Below are 18,879 nucleotides of genomic sequence, written 5' to 3' on the forward strand. Positions count from 1 at the left end.
CACCCCTTAATAAGGGCAAGCCCAATCCGCCATCTAACTTAGCGAGACAAAAAAAGGCTGGCAAGTCCGAATTAGCCTGCCAGCCCAGTTTTTATTAGTGCATTTTGCGCGAGGTCACTATTTTGCAGTCACAACCTGCATGCCAGACGGTTCATTTTGCAGCGCCAGAGTCAGAACTTCCTCAATGCGTTTCACAGGATGAATATCCAGATCGGCAATTACGTTGTCAGGAATCTCTTCCAGATCGCGTTTATTTTCGAACGGAATTAACACTGTTTTAATCCCGCCGCGATGCGCTGCCAGTAGTTTTTCTTTCAAACCACCGATAGGCAGTACCTGACCACGCAGAGTGATCTCACCGGTCATTGCCACATCGGCACGAACCGGGTTACCGGTCAGGCAAGAAACCAGCGCGGTGCACATAGCAATACCGGCACTCGGACCATCTTTCGGCGTCGCACCTTCCGGTACGTGGACGTGGATGTCGCGTTTTTCATAAAAATCAGGGTTGATCCCCAGTTTTTCCGCACGCGCACGAACCACCGTTAACGCCGCCTGAATGGACTCCTGCATCACTTCGCCAAGCGATCCGGTATAGGTCAGTTTGCCTTTACCCGGAACGCACGCGGTTTCAATGGTCAGCAAGTCACCGCCCACTTCCGTCCACGCCAGACCAGTTACCTGACCGACACGGTTTTCGTTATCCGCGCGACCATAGTCGAAACGCTGAACACCGAGATAGTCATGCAGGTTATCGCCGTTAATTTCGATATGTTTTAATGACTTATCGAGCAGTAACTGCTTAACCGCTTTGCGACACAGTTTGGAGATTTCACGCTCCAGACCACGCACGCCCGCCTCACGGGTGTAGTAACGAATAATGCCGATAATGGCGCTATCGTCGACGGTCAGCTCACCTTTTTTCAGTGCATTACGTTCAATCTGCTTCGGCAGCAGGTGACGTTTGGCGATGTTCAGTTTTTCATCTTCGGTATAACCGGAGAGGCGAATCACTTCCATACGATCCAGCAGCGGTGCCGGAATGTTCATGGAGTTCGACGTCGCGACAAACATCACGTCGCTAAGGTCGTAATCCACTTCCAGGTAGTGGTCGCTGAACGCTACGTTCTGCTCTGGATCCAGCACTTCAAGCAGTGCGGAAGCCGGATCGCCTCGCATGTCAGAAGACATTTTGTCGATCTCATCGAGCAGGAACAGCGGGTTTTTCACGCCCACTTTCGCCATTTTCTGGATCAGTTTACCCGGCATAGAACCGATGTAAGTACGGCGGTGACCACGGATTTCCGCTTCATCACGCACGCCGCCCAGCGCCATACGGACATATTTACGCCCGGTGGCTTTGGCGATGGACTGCCCCAGGGACGTTTTACCTACCCCCGGTGGCCCTACCAGGCAGAGGATCGGTCCCTTGATTTTGTTGACACGGCTTTGAACCGCAAGATACTCAAGGATGCGATCTTTCACGCGCTCCAGACCATAATGGTCGGTATCAAGGATTTCCTGCGCCTGACGCAGGTCTTTTTTGACCTTGCTACGCGCATTCCACGGTACCTGTACCATCCAGTCGATATAACCACGCACTACGGTCGCTTCTGCCGACATCGGAGACATCATTTTCAGCTTCTGCAACTCTGCTTCCGCTTTCTCTTTTGCCTCTTTCGGCATTTTCGCCGCGTCGATTTTGCGCTTCAGGGCTTCGTTTTCGTCCGGCGCGTCGTCCATTTCACCGAGTTCTTTCTGAATAGCTTTCATTTGCTCGTTCAGATAGTACTCACGCTGGGATTTCTCCATCTGCTTTTTAACACGGTTGCGAATGCGTTTCTCAACCTGCAGCAGATCGATTTCCGATTCCATCATTGCCATCAGATATTCCAGACGTTCGTTAACGTCGGACATCTCCAGAACGGACTGTTTGTCAGCCAGTTTCAGCGGCATATGTGCAGCAATGGTATCCGCCAGACGCGCCGGATCGTCGATGCTATTCAGCGACGTCAGCACTTCTGGTGGAATTTTTTTGTTCAGCTTGATGTAGCCTTCGAACTGGCTGATTGCAGTACGCACCAGCACTTCCTGTTCCCGCTCATCAATGGTCGGCGACTCCAGATACTCCGCCTTCGCAGAAAAGTGTTCGCCATTGTCAGAGAGCGCAGAAATACGCGCGCGCTGTAACCCCTCGACCAGCACTTTGACGGTGCCGTCAGGCAGTTTCAGCATCTGCAATATAGAGGCCACGGTCCCGACGGTGAAAAGATCGTTTACACCCGGCTCATCCGTTGAAGCTTCTTTCTGCGCGACCAGCATAATTTTTTTATCATGGTCCATCGCCGCTTCCAGACAACGGATAGATTTTTCCCGCCCGACAAATAAGGGGATGACCATGTGCGGATAAACCACCACATCGCGCAGCGGCAATACGGGGATTTCAATGCGTTCAGAACGCTCAGGATTCATAGAGCTCTCTCTTAGTTTAATTTCCGCCAGGTAATCAGATGACACGACTGTGCTTCACGCCATCTATTAACATGTACGTCAGTATATGGGGATGTTTCCCCCACATTCAACGCCGAGAATAGAGGAAAAATTAAAGGGGAGATAAAATCCCCCCTTTTTGGTTAACTAATTGTATGGGAATGGTTAATTATTCACCAGATGCCTGTTGCGCTTCCGGCTTGCCATAAATCAGCAACGGCTTGCTTTGACCATCAATTACCGATTCGTCGATAACCACTTTTTCGACGTCTTCCATGGACGGCAGATCGTACATGGTATCGAGCAGTGCGGCTTCTACGATGGAACGCAGGCCACGGGCACCGGTTTTACGCGCCATCGCTTTCTTAGCGATAGCATCCAGCGCCTCGTCACGGAATTCCAGATCCACGCCTTCCAGATTAAACAGCGCCTGATACTGCTTGGTCAGGGCGTTTTTCGGCTCTTTGAGGATCTGAATCAGAGCTTCTTCGCTCAGTTCATTCAACGTTGCGACAACCGGCAGACGACCAATGAACTCAGGGATCAGACCAAACTTGATCAGATCTTCCGGTTCAACCTGCGCCAGCAGTTCACCTTCGCTTGCTTTGTCGGACTTCGCTTTTACCGTCGCGCCAAAACCAATGCCGGAACCGGTTTCTACACGATGGGAAATCACTTTATCCAGACCGGCAAACGCACCGCCACAGATAAACAGGATCTTAGAGGTATCAACCTGCAAGAATTCCTGCTGCGGATGTTTACGCCCACCTTGCGGCGGAACAGCAGCTACCGTACCTTCGATCAGTTTTAACAGTGCCTGCTGTACGCCTTCACCGGAAACGTCTCGGGTAATGGACGGGTTGTCTGACTTACGAGAAATCTTGTCAATTTCATCGATGTAGACAATCCCGCGCTGCGCTTTCTGTACGTCGTAATCGCACTTCTGCAACAGCTTCTGAATGATGTTTTCAACGTCTTCGCCCACATAACCGGCTTCGGTCAGCGTGGTTGCGTCAGCCATGGTGAACGGAACGTCCAGCAGGCGCGCCAGCGTTTCGGCCAGCAGCGTTTTACCGGAACCGGTCGGACCGATCAGCAGAATGTTACTTTTGCCCAACTCGACGCCATTGCTGGTATCTCCGTTGCGCAGACGTTTGTAGTGGTTGTATACCGCGACCGCCAGCACTTTTTTCGCCTGTTCCTGACCGATAACGTAATCGTCCAGGTGGTTGCGAATTTCATGCGGCGTCGGTAGCGCACTGCGTTCACGATGCGGTGCAACTTCTTTAATCTCTTCGCGAATGATGTCGTTACATAAATCAACACATTCGTCGCAGATATACACGGATGGACCGGCAATCAGCTTGCGCACTTCATGCTGGCTTTTGCCGCAAAAAGAGCAATACAGCAATTTGCCTGAGCCATCTTTGCGTTTATCTGTCATGGGTCAAAACCTCTTCTTTGTTCTTTGTGCCGCACACGACGACGCAAATGCCATTCTCAGGCGCAAGCCGCTTACAGCGTTGTGCCGCCCTGGATAAGTATAGCGGCACAGTTGCGCCTCTGGCATCAATTACGATGGGTCAGAATCGAATCGACCAGACCGTATTCCACCGCTTCAGGGGCGGAAAGGAAGCGATCGCGCTCGGTATCACGTTCAATCTGTTCTAATGATTGACCCGTATGAAGCGCCATAAGTTCATTCATGCGCCCTTTAACTTTCAGAATTTCACGGGCATGAATTTCGATATCGGTCGCCTGGCCCTGGTAGCCGCCCAACGGCTGGTGAATCATCACGCGCGAATTCGGCAGGCAGAAACGTTTACCTTTTGCCCCTGCAGTCAGCAAGAAAGCGCCCATCGAGGCCGCCTGGCCCATACAGATGGTGCTGACATCAGGCTTGATAAACTGCATGGTGTCATAGATAGACATCCCGGCAGTAATCACCCCGCCTGGAGAGTTAATGTACAGATAGATATCTTTTTCTGGGTTTTCTGCTTCCAGGAACAGCATCTGCGCCACAATCAGGTTAGCCATGTGGTCTTCAACCTGGCCAGTCAGAAAAATGACGCGTTCCTTAAGTAGACGAGAATAGATATCAAAAGAGCGCTCACCTCGTGAGGTCTGTTCAATGACCATCGGCACCAGCGCCATATGGGGTGCAAAGTTATCTCGTTCGCCGCTGTATGACATTTCCGTCTCCTGGATAAAATTGAAAAAACCTGCTGTACCGATTGTAACCTTATGGACGGATTATCAGCTAGTCCCTGTGTTATGGGTACGGCATCACCATATTTCAAGCATAACAATCTTTTGTTGTTACGCTAACACCGAAAGAGGCTTTTCGCACGGTTCCATGCAAAATTCATGACAAAAAAAAGCCCACCACCTGGCGGTGACGGGCCTTTGTGCGAATTTAGCGCGTTATGCTGCGTAAATTACGCCTGCTGGTTCATCAGCTCGTTGAAAGTGGTTTCTTTTTCAGTCACTTTCGCTTTCGCCAGTACAGCTTCAACAGCCTGTTCTTCCAGAGCAACATTGCGCATGTTGTCCATCAGTTCTTTGTTTTTGCTGTAGAACTCGATAACTTCTTTCGGATCTTCGTACGCAGAAGCCATCTCTTCGATCAGGCCTTTCACGCGCTCTTCGTCAGCTTTCAGCTCGTTGGTGCGGATAACTTCGCCCAGCAGCAGGCCAACAACTACGCGACGTTTAGCCTGTTCTTCGAACAGTTCACGCGGCAGTTCCAGAGCTTGTTTTTCGTTGCCACCGAAACGCTGTGCAGCCTGGCGACGCAGAACGTCGATTTCGCTGTCGATCAGCGCAGCCGGTACGTCGATGTCGTTAGCTTTTACCAGACCTTCGATCGCCTGAGACTTAACGCGGTTACGGATGGCGCTCTTCAGCTCGCGCTCCATGTTTTTACGCACTTCAGCGCGCAGACCTTCTACGGAACCATCTTCAACGCCGAAACGTTTGATGAATTCTGCAGTCAGTTCCGGCAGTTCACGCTCTTCAACTTTCTTCAGGTTGATAGCGAATTTCGCTGCTTTACCTTTCAGGTTTTCTGCGTGGTACTCTTCCGGGAAGGTCACGTCGATGGTGAACTCTTCGCCAGCTTTGTGGCCTTTGATACCGTCTTCAAAGCCTGGGATCATACGACCCTGGCCCATCGCCAGTACGAAATCAGACGCTTTACCGCCTTCGAACTCTTCACCGTCTACAGAACCGGTGAAGTCGATGGTTACGCGGTCTTCTGCTTCAACAGCGCCGTCTTTTTCTTTCCAGGTCGCCTGCTGTTTACGCAGAGTATCCAGCATGCCGTCAACGTCAGCGTCGGTCACTTCAACGATCGGTTTTTCAACTTCGATCGCTTCCAGACCCTGCAGTTCAACTTCCGGATAAACTTCAAACTCTACAGAGTAGGTGAAGTCTTCACCCAGCTTGTATTCGCCCGGAACATAAGTCGGTGCGCCAGCCGGATTGATTTTTTCTTTAATGATGGCGTCAATGAAGTTACGGCTCATCAGGTCACCCAGAACGTCCTGGCGTACAGACGCGCCATAACGCTGAGCAACGATATTCATTGGCACTTTGCCTTTGCGGAAGCCGTCAATACGTACTTTTTTCGCAACGTTGACCAGCTCGCTTTTAACAGCGGTCTCGATGCTGTCAGCAGCGATAGTAATCGTTACACGGCGGCCAAGGCCTTGAGTGGTTTCAACTGAAACTTGCATCTTGTTACCTCAAAAAATCACAGTGCTCGGTCAACTCTTACCCCGCAAGCACAGGTTGTTGGCTTCGCGGAACCGGGATGTTCTTATAATCAATCACATTCCCTGTTACCAGAATCATCCCGAAAGCATTCAAATAGGACGCGGCATTATAGCGGCATCACTTTTATGAGTCGAGAACGGTTATTGCGCGCTGTCGCGTATTTTTTCACAATTCCCGGGCAATTTTCGTCTGAATGCTGGGCAAAAAGCGCAAAATCCAGACAAAACAAAACGGCCCGCAGGCCGTTTTTCATAAAATCTTTAGCAACATACTGGAAAAGCGCCGACAGTTGCAAATGCGTTTTTACGCGATGCTTCCTGCTCCACGACAGGGAGGAGAGGCAAAGACGGTATCCTGCAACCCTTCCCACTCCTTAATAGTGTAAGTATGCAGAGCCAGCGCATGAACGGTAGTAGAGAGTTCCTCCGCTAAAGTACTGTAAATCATTCGATGACGATTCAGAAAACGTTCACCCGTAAAACGATCGCTGACCAGCACAACTTTAAAATGGCTTTCAGAGCCGGCTGGGACATTGTGACGATAGCTTTCATCCACTACTTCGAGGAATACGGGTTGGAACGCCGCCCTTAATTTTTCTTCTATCCGCTCACGTATCATCATGAAATATCTCCTCCGACAACGCTGAGATGTCATCCATCCCTTTAAATACTAGCCGCTTTTACCGTTTCCATTGCAGCTTAACAACAAATATTTAGGTTTCGTCCTGGTTTTTCCGTCAAGCGTATGAAGTTTACTGATTTAAAGATTGAAACACAGGCCTCGCATCAGCGTTTCTTTTACCAGGGGCGATTATTTCGTCAACATGATGAATTTACATGCCTTACCCACTTCCCCTCGCCGTTGGCAATGTTATGATGGCGGGAATTTTTACCAAACACGCTTAAGAGTCTCTGAGAGCCCGAACATGTTCAAAAAAATCCTCTTCCCGTTAGTTGCTCTGTTTATGCTTGCAGGATGCGCAAAACCGCCAACAACTATTGAAGTTTCACCGACGATAACACTGCCACAGCAGGATCCAAGCCTGATGGGCGTCACCGTAAGCATTAATGGTGCCGATCAGCGTACCGATCAGGCGCTGGCAAAAGTCACCCGCGATAATCAAATCGTTACCCTGACCGCCTCCCGCGATCTGCGTTTCCTGCTGCAAGAAGTGCTGGAAAAACAGATGACCGCGCGTGGTTACATGGTTGGTCCGAATGGCCCGGTTAATCTGCAAATCATCGTTAGCCAACTGTATGCTGACGTGTCCCAGGGCAACGTGCGCTATAACATCGCCACCAAAGCGGATATCGCTATCATCGCTACCGCGCAGAATGGCAACAAAATGACCAAAAACTATCGTGCCAGCTACAACGTTGAAGGTGCGTTCCAGGCCTCCAACAAAAATATCGCCGATGCGGTTAACAGTGTGCTGACCGATACCATCGCTGATATGTCTCAGGACACCAGCATCCACGAATTCATCAAGCAGAACGCGCGTTAATTTCTGCCCTCTGGCCCGGTGCAAGCCGGGCCTGTAGACGCCCATGTCCAGTCAATATTTACGTATTTTTCAACAGCCGCGTTCAGCCATATTGCTGATCCTGGGTTTTGCTTCCGGGCTACCGCTCGCCCTGACGTCCGGCACCTTACAGGCCTGGATGACGGTCGAGAATATCGATCTCAAAACCATTGGTTTCTTCTCTCTGGTAGGCCAGGCTTACGTTTTTAAATTCCTCTGGTCACCACTGATGGACCGCTACACGCCCCCATTTTTCGGGCGGCGGCGCGGTTGGCTGCTCGCCACGCAAATTCTGTTATTAGTCGCCATTGCGGCGATGGGTTTTCTCGAACCAGGCACCCAGCTCCGCTGGATGGCGGCACTGGCGGTGGTGATCGCTTTTTGCTCTGCCTCCCAGGATATTGTCTTCGATGCGTGGAAAACCGATGTGCTCCCGGCAGAAGAACGTGGTGCGGGCGCGGCAATCAGCGTGCTGGGTTACCGTTTAGGGATGCTGGTTTCCGGCGGCTTAGCCCTGTGGCTGGCAGATAAATGGCTGGGCTGGCAGGGCATGTACTGGTTGATGGCGGCGCTGTTGATCCCCTGTATTATCGCGACGTTACTTGCACCAGAACCCACCGACACCATTCCTGTGCCCAAAACGCTGGAACAAGCGGTTGTTGCACCTCTGCGCGATTTCTTTGGTCGCAATAATGCCTGGCTTATTTTGCTTCTTATCGTGCTGTATAAGCTGGGCGACGCATTCGCTATGAGCCTGACAACCACGTTTTTGATTCGTGGCGTCGGGTTTGATGCGGGTGAAGTAGGCGTGGTTAACAAAACGCTTGGCTTACTGGCGACCATTGTTGGCGCATTGTACGGTGGGATTTTGATGCAGCGCCTGTCGCTGTTCCGTGCACTGCTGATTTTCGGCATTTTACAAGGTGCATCTAACGCCGGTTACTGGCTGCTGTCGATTACTGATAAGCATCTCTACAGCATGGGTGCAGCCGTCTTTTTCGAAAACCTCTGTGGCGGGATGGGTACATCAGCCTTTGTCGCGCTGTTAATGACGCTGTGTAATAAGTCATTTTCCGCTACTCAATTTGCCCTGCTCTCAGCGCTTTCTGCTGTAGGGCGAGTTTATGTCGGCCCCGTGGCGGGTTGGTTTGTTGAAGCACACGGCTGGTCGACATTCTATCTGTTCTCCGTCGCCGCTGCCGTACCAGGGCTTATTTTACTGCTGATTTGTCGCCAGACGCTTGAATATACACGAGTAAATGACAACTTTATCTCCCGTACCGAATATCCGGCAGGTTATGCCTTTGCCATGTGGACACTGGCGGCGGGCGTCAGCCTGTTGGCCGTGTGGTTACTGCTGTTGACGATGGACGCGCTGGATTTGACGCACTTCTCTTTCCTGCCTGCTCTGCTGGAAGTCGGGGTTTTAGTCGCCCTTTCTGGCGTCGTGCTTGGTGGTTTACTGGATTATCTGGCGCTACGAAAAACGCATCTGACGTAATCTGTAAATATTATTTAGCTGTAGTAATCACTCGCCGTAATTATTACGGCTAAATAAACATCAGCATCGCTTATTAATATTTGTTCTTTTGTGCGGCTTAGCGTCTGGAAATTATTGACGCTATTTATGAATTCTATTTTTCTTACACGATTCAGCTAATGAGTCTTTATTTTCTCACTACCAAGTTGTCACCTTAATGATAATTATTTGTTAAATAATTGTTTTATTTCGCATTGGTTATACCAATTGCCAGCCCAGACTCCTTCTGCACTCCCCTTTTGTTATAACGCCCTTTTGCAACAGCTTCTTAAAATCAATCCGATATGTTTTGCAACATATGTGACCTGGAAGCCAAATCCAAGTAACAGGAATTTAATCATGTTTACAGTAATGTAACCTTCCCGTAAAATGCCCACACACTTTAAACGCCACCAGATCCCGTGGAATTGAGGTCGTTAAATGAGACTCAGGAAATACAATAAAAGTTTGGGATGGTTGTCATTATTTGCAGGCACTGTATTGCTCAGTGGCTGTAATTCTGCGCTGTTAGATCCCAAAGGACAGATTGGTCTGGAGCAACGTTCACTGATACTGACGGCATTTGGCCTGATGTTGATTGTCGTTATTCCCGCAATCTTGATGGCTGTTGGTTTCGCCTGGAAGTACCGTGCGAGCAATAAAGATGCTAAGTACAGCCCGAACTGGTCACACTCCAATAAAGTGGAAGCTGTGGTCTGGACGGTACCTATCTTAATCATCATCTTCCTTGCGGTACTGACCTGGAAAACCACTCACGCTCTTGAGCCTAGCAAGCCGCTGGCACACGACGAGAAGCCCATTACCATCGAAGTGGTTTCCATGGACTGGAAATGGTTCTTCATCTACCCGGAACAGGGCATTGCAACCGTGAATGAAATCGCTTTCCCGGCGAACACTCCGGTGTACTTCAAAGTGACCTCCAACTCCGTGATGAACTCCTTCTTCATTCCGCGTCTGGGTAGCCAGATTTATGCCATGGCCGGTATGCAGACTCGCCTGCATCTGATCGCCAACGAACCCGGTACTTATGACGGTATCTCCGCCAGCTACAGCGGCCCGGGCTTCTCAGGCATGAAGTTCAAAGCTATTGCAACACCGGATCGCGCCGCATTCGACCAATGGGTCGCAAAAGCGAAACAGTCGCCGAACACCATGTCTGACATGGCAGCGTTCGAAAAACTGGCCGCGCCTAGCGAATACAACCAGGTGGAATATTTCTCCAACGTGAAACCAGACTTGTTTGCTGATGTGATTAACAAGTTTATGGCTCACGGTAAGAGCATGGACATGACCCGGCCAGAAGGTGAGCACAGTGCACACGAAGGTATGGAAGGCATGGACATGAGCCACGCGGAATCCGCCCATTAAAGGGGTTGAGGAAGAATAAAGATGTTCGGAAAATTATCACTTGATGCAGTCCCGTTCCATGAACCTATCGTCATGGTTACGATCGCTGGCATTATTTTGGGAGGTCTGGCGCTCGTTGGCCTGATCACTTACTTCGGTAAGTGGACCTACCTGTGGAAAGAGTGGCTGACCTCCGTCGACCATAAACGCCTAGGTATCATGTATATCATCGTGGCGATTGTGATGTTGCTGCGTGGTTTTGCTGACGCCATTATGATGCGTAGCCAGCAGGCCCTTGCCTCGGCGGGCGAAGCGGGCTTCCTGCCTCCTCACCACTACGATCAGATCTTCACCGCGCACGGCGTGATTATGATCTTCTTCGTGGCGATGCCTTTCGTTATCGGTCTGATGAACCTGGTGGTTCCGCTGCAGATCGGCGCGCGTGACGTTGCGTTCCCGTTCCTCAACAACTTAAGCTTCTGGTTTACCGTTGTTGGTGTGATTCTGGTTAACGTTTCTCTCGGCGTGGGCGAATTTGCGCAGACCGGCTGGCTGGCCTATCCACCGCTATCGGGAATAGAGTACAGTCCGGGAGTCGGTGTCGATTACTGGATATGGAGTCTCCAGCTATCCGGTATAGGTACGACGCTTACCGGTATCAACTTCTTCGTTACCATTCTGAAGATGCGCGCACCGGGCATGACCATGTTCAAGATGCCAGTATTTACCTGGGCATCACTGTGCGCGAACGTACTGATTATTGCTTCCTTCCCAATTCTGACGGTTACCGTCGCGTTGTTGACCCTGGATCGCTATCTGGGCACCCATTTCTTTACCAACGATATGGGTGGCAACATGATGATGTACATCAACCTGATTTGGGCCTGGGGCCACCCGGAAGTTTACATCCTGATCCTGCCTGTTTTCGGTGTGTTCTCCGAAATTGCGGCAACCTTCTCGCGTAAACGTCTGTTTGGTTATACCTCGCTGGTATGGGCAACCGTCTGTATCACCGTGCTGTCGTTCATCGTCTGGCTGCACCACTTCTTTACGATGGGTGCGGGCGCGAACGTAAACGCCTTCTTTGGTATCACCACCATGATTATCGCCATCCCGACCGGGGTGAAGATCTTCAACTGGCTGTTCACCATGTATCAGGGCCGCATCGTGTTCCATTCTGCGATGCTGTGGACCATCGGTTTTATTGTCACCTTCTCGGTAGGCGGTATGACTGGTGTACTGCTGGCAGTACCGGGCGCGGACTTCGTTCTGCATAACAGCCTGTTCCTGATTGCGCACTTCCATAACGTGATCATCGGCGGCGTGGTCTTCGGCTGCTTCGCAGGGATGACCTACTGGTGGCCTAAAGCGTTCGGTTTCAAACTGAACGAAACCTGGGGTAAACGCGCGTTCTGGTTCTGGATCATCGGCTTCTTCGTTGCCTTTATGCCACTGTATGCGCTGGGCTTCATGGGCATGACCCGTCGTTTGAGCCAGCAGATTGACCCGCAGTTCCACACCATGCTGATGATTGCAGCCAGCGGTGCAGTACTGATTGCGCTGGGTATTCTCTGCCTCGTTATTCAGATGTACGTTTCTATTCGCGACCGCGACCAGAACCGTGACCTGACTGGCGACCCGTGGGGTGGCCGTACGCTGGAGTGGGCAACCTCTTCCCCGCCTCCGTTCTATAACTTTGCCGTTGTGCCGCACGTTCACGAGCGTGATGCATTCTGGGAAATGAAAGAGAAAGGCGAAGCGTACAAAAAGCCTGACCACTATGAAGAAATTCATATGCCGAAAAACAGCGGTGCCGGTATCGTCATTGCGGCTTTCTCCACCATCTTCGGTTTCGCCATGATCTGGCATATCTGGTGGCTGGCGATTGTTGGCTTCGCAGGCATGATCATCACCTGGATCGTGAAAAGCTTCGACGAGGACGTGGATTACTACGTGCCGGTGGCAGAAATCGAAAAACTGGAAAACCAGCATTTCGATGAGATTACTAAGGCAGGGCTGAAAAATGGCAACTGATACTTTGACGCACGCGACTGCCCACGCGCACGAACACGGGCACCACGATGCAGGCGGAACCAAAATCTTCGGATTTTGGATCTACCTGATGAGCGACTGCATTCTGTTCTCTATCTTGTTTGCTACCTATGCCGTTCTGGTGAACGGCACCGCAGGCGGCCCGACAGGTAAGGACATTTTCGAACTGCCGTTTGTTCTGGTTGAAACTTTCTTGCTGTTGTTCAGCTCCATCACCTACGGCATGGCGGCTATCGCCATGTACAAAAACAACAAAAGCCAGGTTATCTCCTGGCTGGCGTTGACCTGGTTGTTTGGTGCCGGATTTATCGGGATGGAAATCTATGAATTCCATCACCTGATTGTTAACGGCATGGGTCCGGATCGCAGCGGCTTCCTGTCAGCGTTCTTTGCGCTGGTCGGCACGCACGGTCTGCACGTCACTTCCGGTCTTATCTGGATGGCGGTGCTGATGGTGCAAATCGCCCGTCGCGGCCTGACCAGCACTAACCGTACCCGCATCATGTGTCTGAGTTTGTTCTGGCACTTCCTGGATGTGGTTTGGATCTGTGTGTTCACTGTTGTTTATCTGATGGGGGCGATGTAATGAGTCATTCTACCGATCACAGCGGCGCGTCCCATGGCAGCGTAAAAACCTACATGACAGGCTTTATCCTGTCGATCATTCTGACGGTGATTCCGTTCTGGATGGTGATGACAGGAGCTGCCTCTCCGGCCGTAATTCTGGGAACAATCCTGGCAATGGCAGTGGTACAGGTTCTGGTGCATCTGGTGTGCTTCCTGCACATGAATACCAAATCAGATGAAGGCTGGAACATGACGGCGTTTGTCTTCACCGTGCTAATCATCGCTATCCTGGTTGTAGGCTCCATCTGGATTATGTGGAACCTCAACTACAACATGATGATGCACTAAGAGCGGCGGTTATGATGTTTAAGCAATACCTGCAAGTAACGAAACCAGGCATCATCTTTGGCAACCTGATCTCGGTGATTGGGGGATTCCTGTTGGCCTCAAAGGGCAGCATTGATTATCCCCTGTTTATCTACACGCTGGTTGGGGTGTCACTGGTTGTGGCGTCGGGTTGTGTGTTTAACAACTACATCGACAGGGATATCGACAGAAAGATGGAAAGGACGAAGAATCGGGTGCTGGTTAAAGGCCTGATCTCTCCTGCTGTCTCGCTGGTGTACGCCACCTTGCTAGGCTTTGCTGGCTTTATGCTGCTGTGGTTTGGCGCGAATCCGCTGGCCTGCTGGCTGGGGGTGATGGGCTTTGTGGTTTATGTCGGCGTTTATAGCCTGTACATGAAACGTCATTCTGTCTACGGCACATTGATTGGTTCGCTCTCCGGCGCTGCGCCTCCGGTGATCGGTTACTGTGCGGTAACCGGCGAGTTCGATAGCGGCGCAGCGATCCTGCTGGCTATCTTCAGCCTGTGGCAGATGCCTCACTCCTATGCCATCGCCATTTTCCGCTTTAAGGATTACCAGGCGGCAAACATTCCGGTATTGCCAGTGGTAAAAGGCATTTCGGTGGCGAAGAATCACATCACGCTGTATATCATCGCCTTTGCCGTTGCCACGCTGATGCTCTCTCTTGGCGGCTACGCTGGGTATAAATATCTGGTGGTCGCCGCTGCGGTGAGCGTCTGGTGGTTAGGCATGGCTCTGCGCGGCTATAAAGTTGCTGATGATCGAATCTGGGCGCGCAAGCTGTTCGGCTTTTCTATCATCGCCATCACTGCCCTCTCGGTAATGATGTCCGTTGATTTTATGGTGCCGGACTCGCATACGCTGCTGGCTGCTGTGTGGTAACACAACCTCTCTATAAAAAAGGTGCTACGGCACCTTTTTTATTGTCTGAGATCAGAGATACGGCTAATAACCGTATCTCTTGACAGAGTGAGCATATGCACATAAATTAATCACACGGTTGATAGCCGTATTATGCATGAGATCGACTCCCTACGATTTCATTCAGTTAATCAAAGAGGTCATAATGCCTGGAAAAACAGTCGCTCTACCCGATATCGATAAAACGCTGAAAAATGCGCGGGTTGAACTCAAAACCAGTCCCGACGCCAAAAACAAACTTCGTGAAGCTGCGCAAGCCGTTGGGGTAGATTTAAGCGCTTTTATTTTGAGCGCAGCTATGGAACGCGCCGAAAGTGTGCTTGATAACCAACGTCGCCGTGAGCTTTCGAATCAAAGCTGGGAACTGATGAACCAACTCATCGCTGAACCTGCTCAACCGACGCTCGCCCTCAAGGCGTTAATGAAAAGGAAAAACAGCGATGGTCGACAAGCATGAAGAGATTACTCTGCCCATAGTCCTCTCCTGTAATTATCAGTCTGATATTATTTATCCTGGGCAAAAACAGTTTGATTGCGGTAACCCTGTTATCGATAAATTTGTACGCGCATCGCTAAAGAAAAGTGTGCGTAATAGCGACTGTGCTGCTAAAGCTCTTATTGACAGACAAAGTGGTGAACTGATTGGCATCTGTACTTTTACGGCATATTCGCTGGAAAAACAACGCGTTTCTGGCGTCCTTCAGGGTTCACAACCTTCAGAGATTGGTGTTGTCAGATTAGTCATGTTAGGGGTAGCGCGGAAATATCAAAAGCGGGGCTTTGGTCAGGACCTACTATGTAATTTTTTTGAACATGTAAAAATAATTCACCGGGCATTACCAATTAAAGGGGTTTATCTTGATGCTGACCCTGCCGCCATTAACTTTTATACTCGCCTCGGCTTTGTTCAGCTTTCAGCGAGGCCCAATGTTTTCGGTGCTGTACCGATGTTTTTAGCGATTCAGCATATTCTCGCGGCTTAGATTATTATCGCCTCCGGCCAGGGCTAGTTTTGCCTCAGCCGGGGACTGAGCAGCGTTACCACTTTTGTTCAATTGCCCCCGCTTTCAGCAACTCCACATCCTTGCCGTTAATGGTTGCCGTTGCGGCAACGATTGTGGTCCTTACAGTTGCACAAGATTTTCGCTCAAATTCCGGTTTATAAAGAATTAGAGACGAATTACTGGTAAATGAATCAAATATGTAATCAGTAAAGCTAATATTCAGCCGGTTTAAACCGAAAGGCGCGAAGCCAACCGTTTGGTTAATCTCCTTACCGGATGGGCTACGAATGCTGAATGTCACGCGAAGATTGGCCACTTCGCCTAATTTATTGGTGGTCCGGAAGACTTTCTGTCAATCATGTCTTTTCGACATGTAGCCAGAAAGTCTTCCGGACCACCATAAATGTGGACACCTTTATCAAGATATTCCTTCGCTTTCTTACAATCTACCTCAACATACTGACCATTGGCGTACATCATGCCCAACCTGGACCATGCTAAATTCACACCGTATTGCGCGGCCTGATTAAATAGTGCATACGCTTTGGCATAATCCACCCGCACCAGCTCACCGTCGTAGTAGATACTCCCCAGCGCTAACGGAGCTTCTCTATCACCGTGTTTAACGGCTAACTCAAACCATTTAATCGCTTCCTGAACATCAGGTTTGGTATCAAAGCGAGGCTGATAATATTCCCAGCCTAACAGGCTCTGCGCGTCGACATCTCCCAATTCAGCCATTTTATGCAGTCTATTTATAACATCGGGCGCAGGTTGACCACCGTATATGCTGTCATACAATTCATGCGCTTTCTCGCTTGCCACCACGCATGGTGAAACTATTAGCATTAAAGAAAATAATATTCTTTTAGTTAACATGTATACCTTTATGTTCTCTCTGTCATATATTTCCATAATAATTAACCACCAAACATCCATTTAATGAATAAATACAGTGCCATAAAGGCCCAAGTAATAAGCACACATTTAACCTGAAACATTATCATCGATGTCACCAAATCGTTTATTTAGTGAGATAAAAATAGCATGTTCGCAAGATAAAAAATGCACATAGCAATCAAGAAATAATATTATTACTTTTGATGTAAAACTATTTAGCTTTAAGAATAATTTTTTCAACATATAGAGCATTCATTTTATGAATGCAAAATAAACATACCTGACACACAAACTATTCTCCTCTGTAATATTTTCTCATTAACACTCTGTTTACCCAACATGCGCTCCGCACTACACTATGTGGGCATTTTTTTAAGAGGTGGTAATGAACGATTATAAAATGACGCCAGGTGAGCGGCGCGCGACCTGGGGTTTAGGCACCGTTTTCTCGTTGCGCATGCTGGGCATGTTCATGGTTCTGCCGGTTCTGACCACGTACGGCATGGCTCTGCAAGGTGCCAGCGAAGCATTAATCGGTATTGCCATTGGTATTTATGGTCTGACTCAGGCCGTTTTTCAGATTCCGTTTGGCCTGCTTTCAGACCGCATTGGTCGCAAACCATTAATTGTCGGTGGGCTGGCGGTGTTTGCCGCCGGTAGCGTTATTGCTGCGCTCTCCGACTCCATCTGGGGAATTATTCTGGGCCGGGCGTTACAAGGTTCTGGAGCGATTGCCGCTGCCGTTATGGCACTACTTTCTGATCTCACGCGCGAACAAAACCGCACCAAAGCGATGGCGTTTATCGGCGTGAGCTTTGGCATTACCTTTGCCATTGCGATGGTGCTTGGCCCGATCATCACTCACAAACTTGGACTGCACGCGCTGTTCTGGATGATCGCTATTCTGGCAACAACCGGCATTGCGTTGACCATTTGGGTTGTGCCCAACAGTAGCACTCACGTACTTAATCGTGAGTCCGGAATGGTGAAAGGCAGTTTCAGTAAAGTGCTGGCGGAACCGCGGTTGCTGAAACTCAACTTTGGCATTATGTGTCTACACATGCTTCTGATGTCTACGTTTGTTGCCCTGCCCGGACAGCTGGCTGATGCGGGGTTCCCGGCGGCTGAACACTGGAAGGTCTATCTGGCGACGATGCTAATCGCCTTTGGCTCGGTCGTGCCTTTCATTATCTACGCTGAAGTTAAGCGCAAAATGAAGCAAGTCTTTGTCTTCTGCGTCGGATTGATCGTGGTTGCGGAAATTGTGTTGTGGAACGCACAAACGCAGTTCTGGCAACTGGTGGTCGGCGTGCAGCTTTTCTTTGTAGCGTTTAATTTGATGGAAGCCCTTCTGCCTTCACTTATCAGTAAAGAGTCGCCTGCAGGTTACAAAGGTACGGCGATGGGTGTTTACTCCACCAGCCAGTTTCTTGGCGTGGCGATTGGCGGTTCGCTGGGCGGCTGGATTGACGGCATGTTTGACGGTCAGGGCGTATTTCTCGCTGGCGCAATGCTGGCCGCAGTGTGGCTGGCAGTCGCCAGTACCATGAAAGAACCGCCGTATGTCAGCAGCTTGCGCATTGAAATCCCGGCGGACATTGCCGCAAACGAAGCGTTAAAAGTACGTTTGCTGGAAACTGAAGGCGTCAAAGAAGTGTTGATTGCAGAAGAAGAACATTCAGCGTATGTGAAAATCGACAGCAAAGTGACGAATCGCTTTGAGGTTGAACAGGCAATTCGCCAGGCATAAAAGCGAGGCGAAATTGCCTGCTGCGCTACGCTTACCAGGCCTACAAAGTTCCTGAGTTACAAACCTTTGTAGGCCGAATCAGGCGTTCATGCCGCATCTGACATGAACAAAACGCACATTGTCGCGATTAATCGCGGAAGTTTTTGAACTGGAACGGCTGACCGAGATCGCCACCACGTACCATCGCCATGACAGCCTGCAAATCATCACGAGATTTACCCGTTACGCGGATCTCATCGCCCTGAATTTGCGCCTGCACTTTCAGTTTGCTGTCTTTGATCATTTTGACGATTTTCTTCTGAGTCGCGCTTTCAATGCCCTGTTTCAGTTTCGCTTCCACAAACCAGGTTTTACCGCTATGAACGATATTTTCCGGTACATCCAGTGAACTGCCTTCAATGCCGCGCTTCAGCAACTTGGCACGCAGAATATCCAGCAACTGATTGACCTGGAAGTCGGACTCGCTCAACACTTTGATAGTTTTGCTGGCGTCATTCAGCTCAAATGAGGCTTCAACGTTACGGAAGTCAAAACGGGACTCCACTTCGCGGCTCGCGTTATCGACCGCGTTACGTGCTTCCTGAAGATCAACTTCAGAGACAATATCGAAAGATGGCATCTTTTCCTCTCCCTTCATTTTT

The 18,879-nt window shown here is 49.9% G+C and carries 16 protein-coding genes and 1 pseudogene; 10 read left to right on the forward strand and 7 right to left on the reverse strand.

The window, feature by feature from the left end:
* Window positions 1–117: 117 nt before the first annotated feature.
* From lon to bolA, 5 genes are all read right to left on the reverse strand, one after another.
* Window positions 118–2,472, reverse strand: coding sequence for an endopeptidase La (lon, locus tag ACJHYW_RS15545; RefSeq protein ID WP_001295325.1), 2,355 nt, complete (start codon window positions 2,470–2,472; stop codon window positions 118–120).
* Window positions 2,473–2,659: 187 nt separating this feature from the next.
* Window positions 2,660–3,934 carry an ATP-dependent protease ATP-binding subunit ClpX gene (gene clpX, locus ACJHYW_RS15550; RefSeq protein WP_000130305.1) on the reverse strand — a complete coding sequence of 425 codons (1,275 nt, stop codon included), beginning with the start codon at window positions 3,932–3,934 and terminating at the stop codon, window positions 2,660–2,662.
* Between the two features lie 125 nt (window positions 3,935–4,059).
* Window positions 4,060–4,683 carry an ATP-dependent Clp endopeptidase proteolytic subunit ClpP gene (gene clpP, locus ACJHYW_RS15555; protein ID WP_000122253.1) on the reverse strand — a complete coding sequence of 208 codons (624 nt, stop codon included), beginning with the start codon at window positions 4,681–4,683 and terminating at the stop codon, window positions 4,060–4,062.
* A gap of 245 nt (window positions 4,684–4,928) precedes the next feature.
* Window positions 4,929–6,227: a trigger factor gene (tig, locus tag ACJHYW_RS15560; protein WP_001198386.1), complete on the reverse strand. Its 1,299-nt coding sequence runs from the start codon at window positions 6,225–6,227 to the stop codon at window positions 4,929–4,931.
* Between the two features lie 343 nt (window positions 6,228–6,570).
* A complete protein-coding gene (gene bolA / locus ACJHYW_RS15565) occupies window positions 6,571–6,888 on the reverse strand; it encodes a transcriptional regulator BolA (RefSeq protein WP_000973448.1) in 318 nt (105 codons plus the stop codon).
* 304 nt (window positions 6,889–7,192) lie between these two features.
* Here bolA and ACJHYW_RS15570 point away from each other — a divergent pair, with 304 nt between their 5' ends.
* From ACJHYW_RS15570 to ACJHYW_RS15610, 9 genes are all read left to right on the forward strand, one after another.
* Window positions 7,193–7,771: a lipoprotein gene (locus ACJHYW_RS15570; protein WP_001295326.1), complete on the forward strand. Its 579-nt coding sequence runs from the start codon at window positions 7,193–7,195 to the stop codon at window positions 7,769–7,771.
* A gap of 43 nt (window positions 7,772–7,814) precedes the next feature.
* On the forward strand, window positions 7,815–9,290 hold the full coding sequence (gene ampG, locus ACJHYW_RS15575; RefSeq protein WP_000098423.1) for a muropeptide MFS transporter AmpG: 1,476 nt from the start codon (window positions 7,815–7,817) through the stop codon (window positions 9,288–9,290).
* Between the two features lie 459 nt (window positions 9,291–9,749).
* Complete coding sequence (gene cyoA, locus ACJHYW_RS15580) at window positions 9,750–10,697, forward strand: cytochrome o ubiquinol oxidase subunit II (RefSeq protein WP_001239437.1); 948 nt, start codon at window positions 9,750–9,752, stop codon at window positions 10,695–10,697.
* Window positions 10,698–10,718: 21 nt separating this feature from the next.
* Window positions 10,719–12,710, forward strand: coding sequence for a cytochrome o ubiquinol oxidase subunit I (gene cyoB / locus ACJHYW_RS15585; RefSeq protein ID WP_000467180.1), 1,992 nt, complete (start codon window positions 10,719–10,721; stop codon window positions 12,708–12,710).
* Window positions 12,700–13,314 (forward strand): cytochrome o ubiquinol oxidase subunit III, encoded by a 615-nt coding sequence (locus ACJHYW_RS15590; protein WP_000179819.1) that lies wholly within the window; start codon window positions 12,700–12,702, stop codon window positions 13,312–13,314. The genes cyoB and ACJHYW_RS15590 overlap by 11 nt, the downstream gene beginning before the upstream one ends.
* A complete protein-coding gene (locus tag ACJHYW_RS15595) occupies window positions 13,314–13,643 on the forward strand; it encodes a cytochrome o ubiquinol oxidase subunit IV (protein WP_000019869.1) in 330 nt (109 codons plus the stop codon). Before ACJHYW_RS15590 ends, ACJHYW_RS15595 begins: the two co-directional genes overlap by 1 nt.
* A gap of 11 nt (window positions 13,644–13,654) precedes the next feature.
* The gene (gene cyoE / locus ACJHYW_RS15600; RefSeq protein WP_000971327.1) at window positions 13,655–14,545 is read left to right on the forward strand and encodes a heme o synthase; all 891 of its coding nucleotides are present in this window, start codon (window positions 13,655–13,657) and stop codon (window positions 14,543–14,545) included.
* A gap of 184 nt (window positions 14,546–14,729) precedes the next feature.
* Window positions 14,730–15,041 (forward strand): DUF1778 domain-containing protein, encoded by a 312-nt coding sequence (locus tag ACJHYW_RS15605; RefSeq protein ID WP_001353405.1) that lies wholly within the window; start codon window positions 14,730–14,732, stop codon window positions 15,039–15,041.
* The gene (locus ACJHYW_RS15610; protein WP_000227782.1) at window positions 15,025–15,567 is read left to right on the forward strand and encodes a GNAT family N-acetyltransferase; all 543 of its coding nucleotides are present in this window, start codon (window positions 15,025–15,027) and stop codon (window positions 15,565–15,567) included. The genes ACJHYW_RS15605 and ACJHYW_RS15610 overlap by 17 nt, the downstream gene beginning before the upstream one ends.
* Window positions 15,568–15,622: 55 nt before the next feature.
* On the opposite strand, the pseudogene ACJHYW_RS15615 reads toward ACJHYW_RS15610, so the two are convergent.
* Window positions 15,623–16,467 (reverse strand): annotated as a pseudogene (locus ACJHYW_RS15615) (tetratricopeptide repeat protein).
* A gap of 406 nt (window positions 16,468–16,873) precedes the next feature.
* Here ACJHYW_RS15615 and ACJHYW_RS15620 point away from each other — a divergent pair.
* Entirely contained in the window at window positions 16,874–18,238 is a 1,365-nt protein-coding gene (locus ACJHYW_RS15620; RefSeq protein ID WP_001000978.1) for an MFS transporter, read from the forward strand.
* Window positions 18,239–18,365: 127 nt separating this feature from the next.
* Here the strand turns inward: ACJHYW_RS15620 and yajQ are convergent, their stop codons facing one another.
* Window positions 18,366–18,857 carry a nucleotide binding protein YajQ gene (gene yajQ, locus ACJHYW_RS15625; RefSeq protein ID WP_001138904.1) on the reverse strand — a complete coding sequence of 164 codons (492 nt, stop codon included), beginning with the start codon at window positions 18,855–18,857 and terminating at the stop codon, window positions 18,366–18,368.
* Between the last annotated feature and the right edge of the window lie 22 nt (window positions 18,858–18,879).

Source organism: Escherichia sp. WS3063, from assembly GCF_046486595.1.
Classification (GTDB): Bacteria; Pseudomonadota; Gammaproteobacteria; order Enterobacterales; family Enterobacteriaceae; genus Escherichia; species Escherichia coli.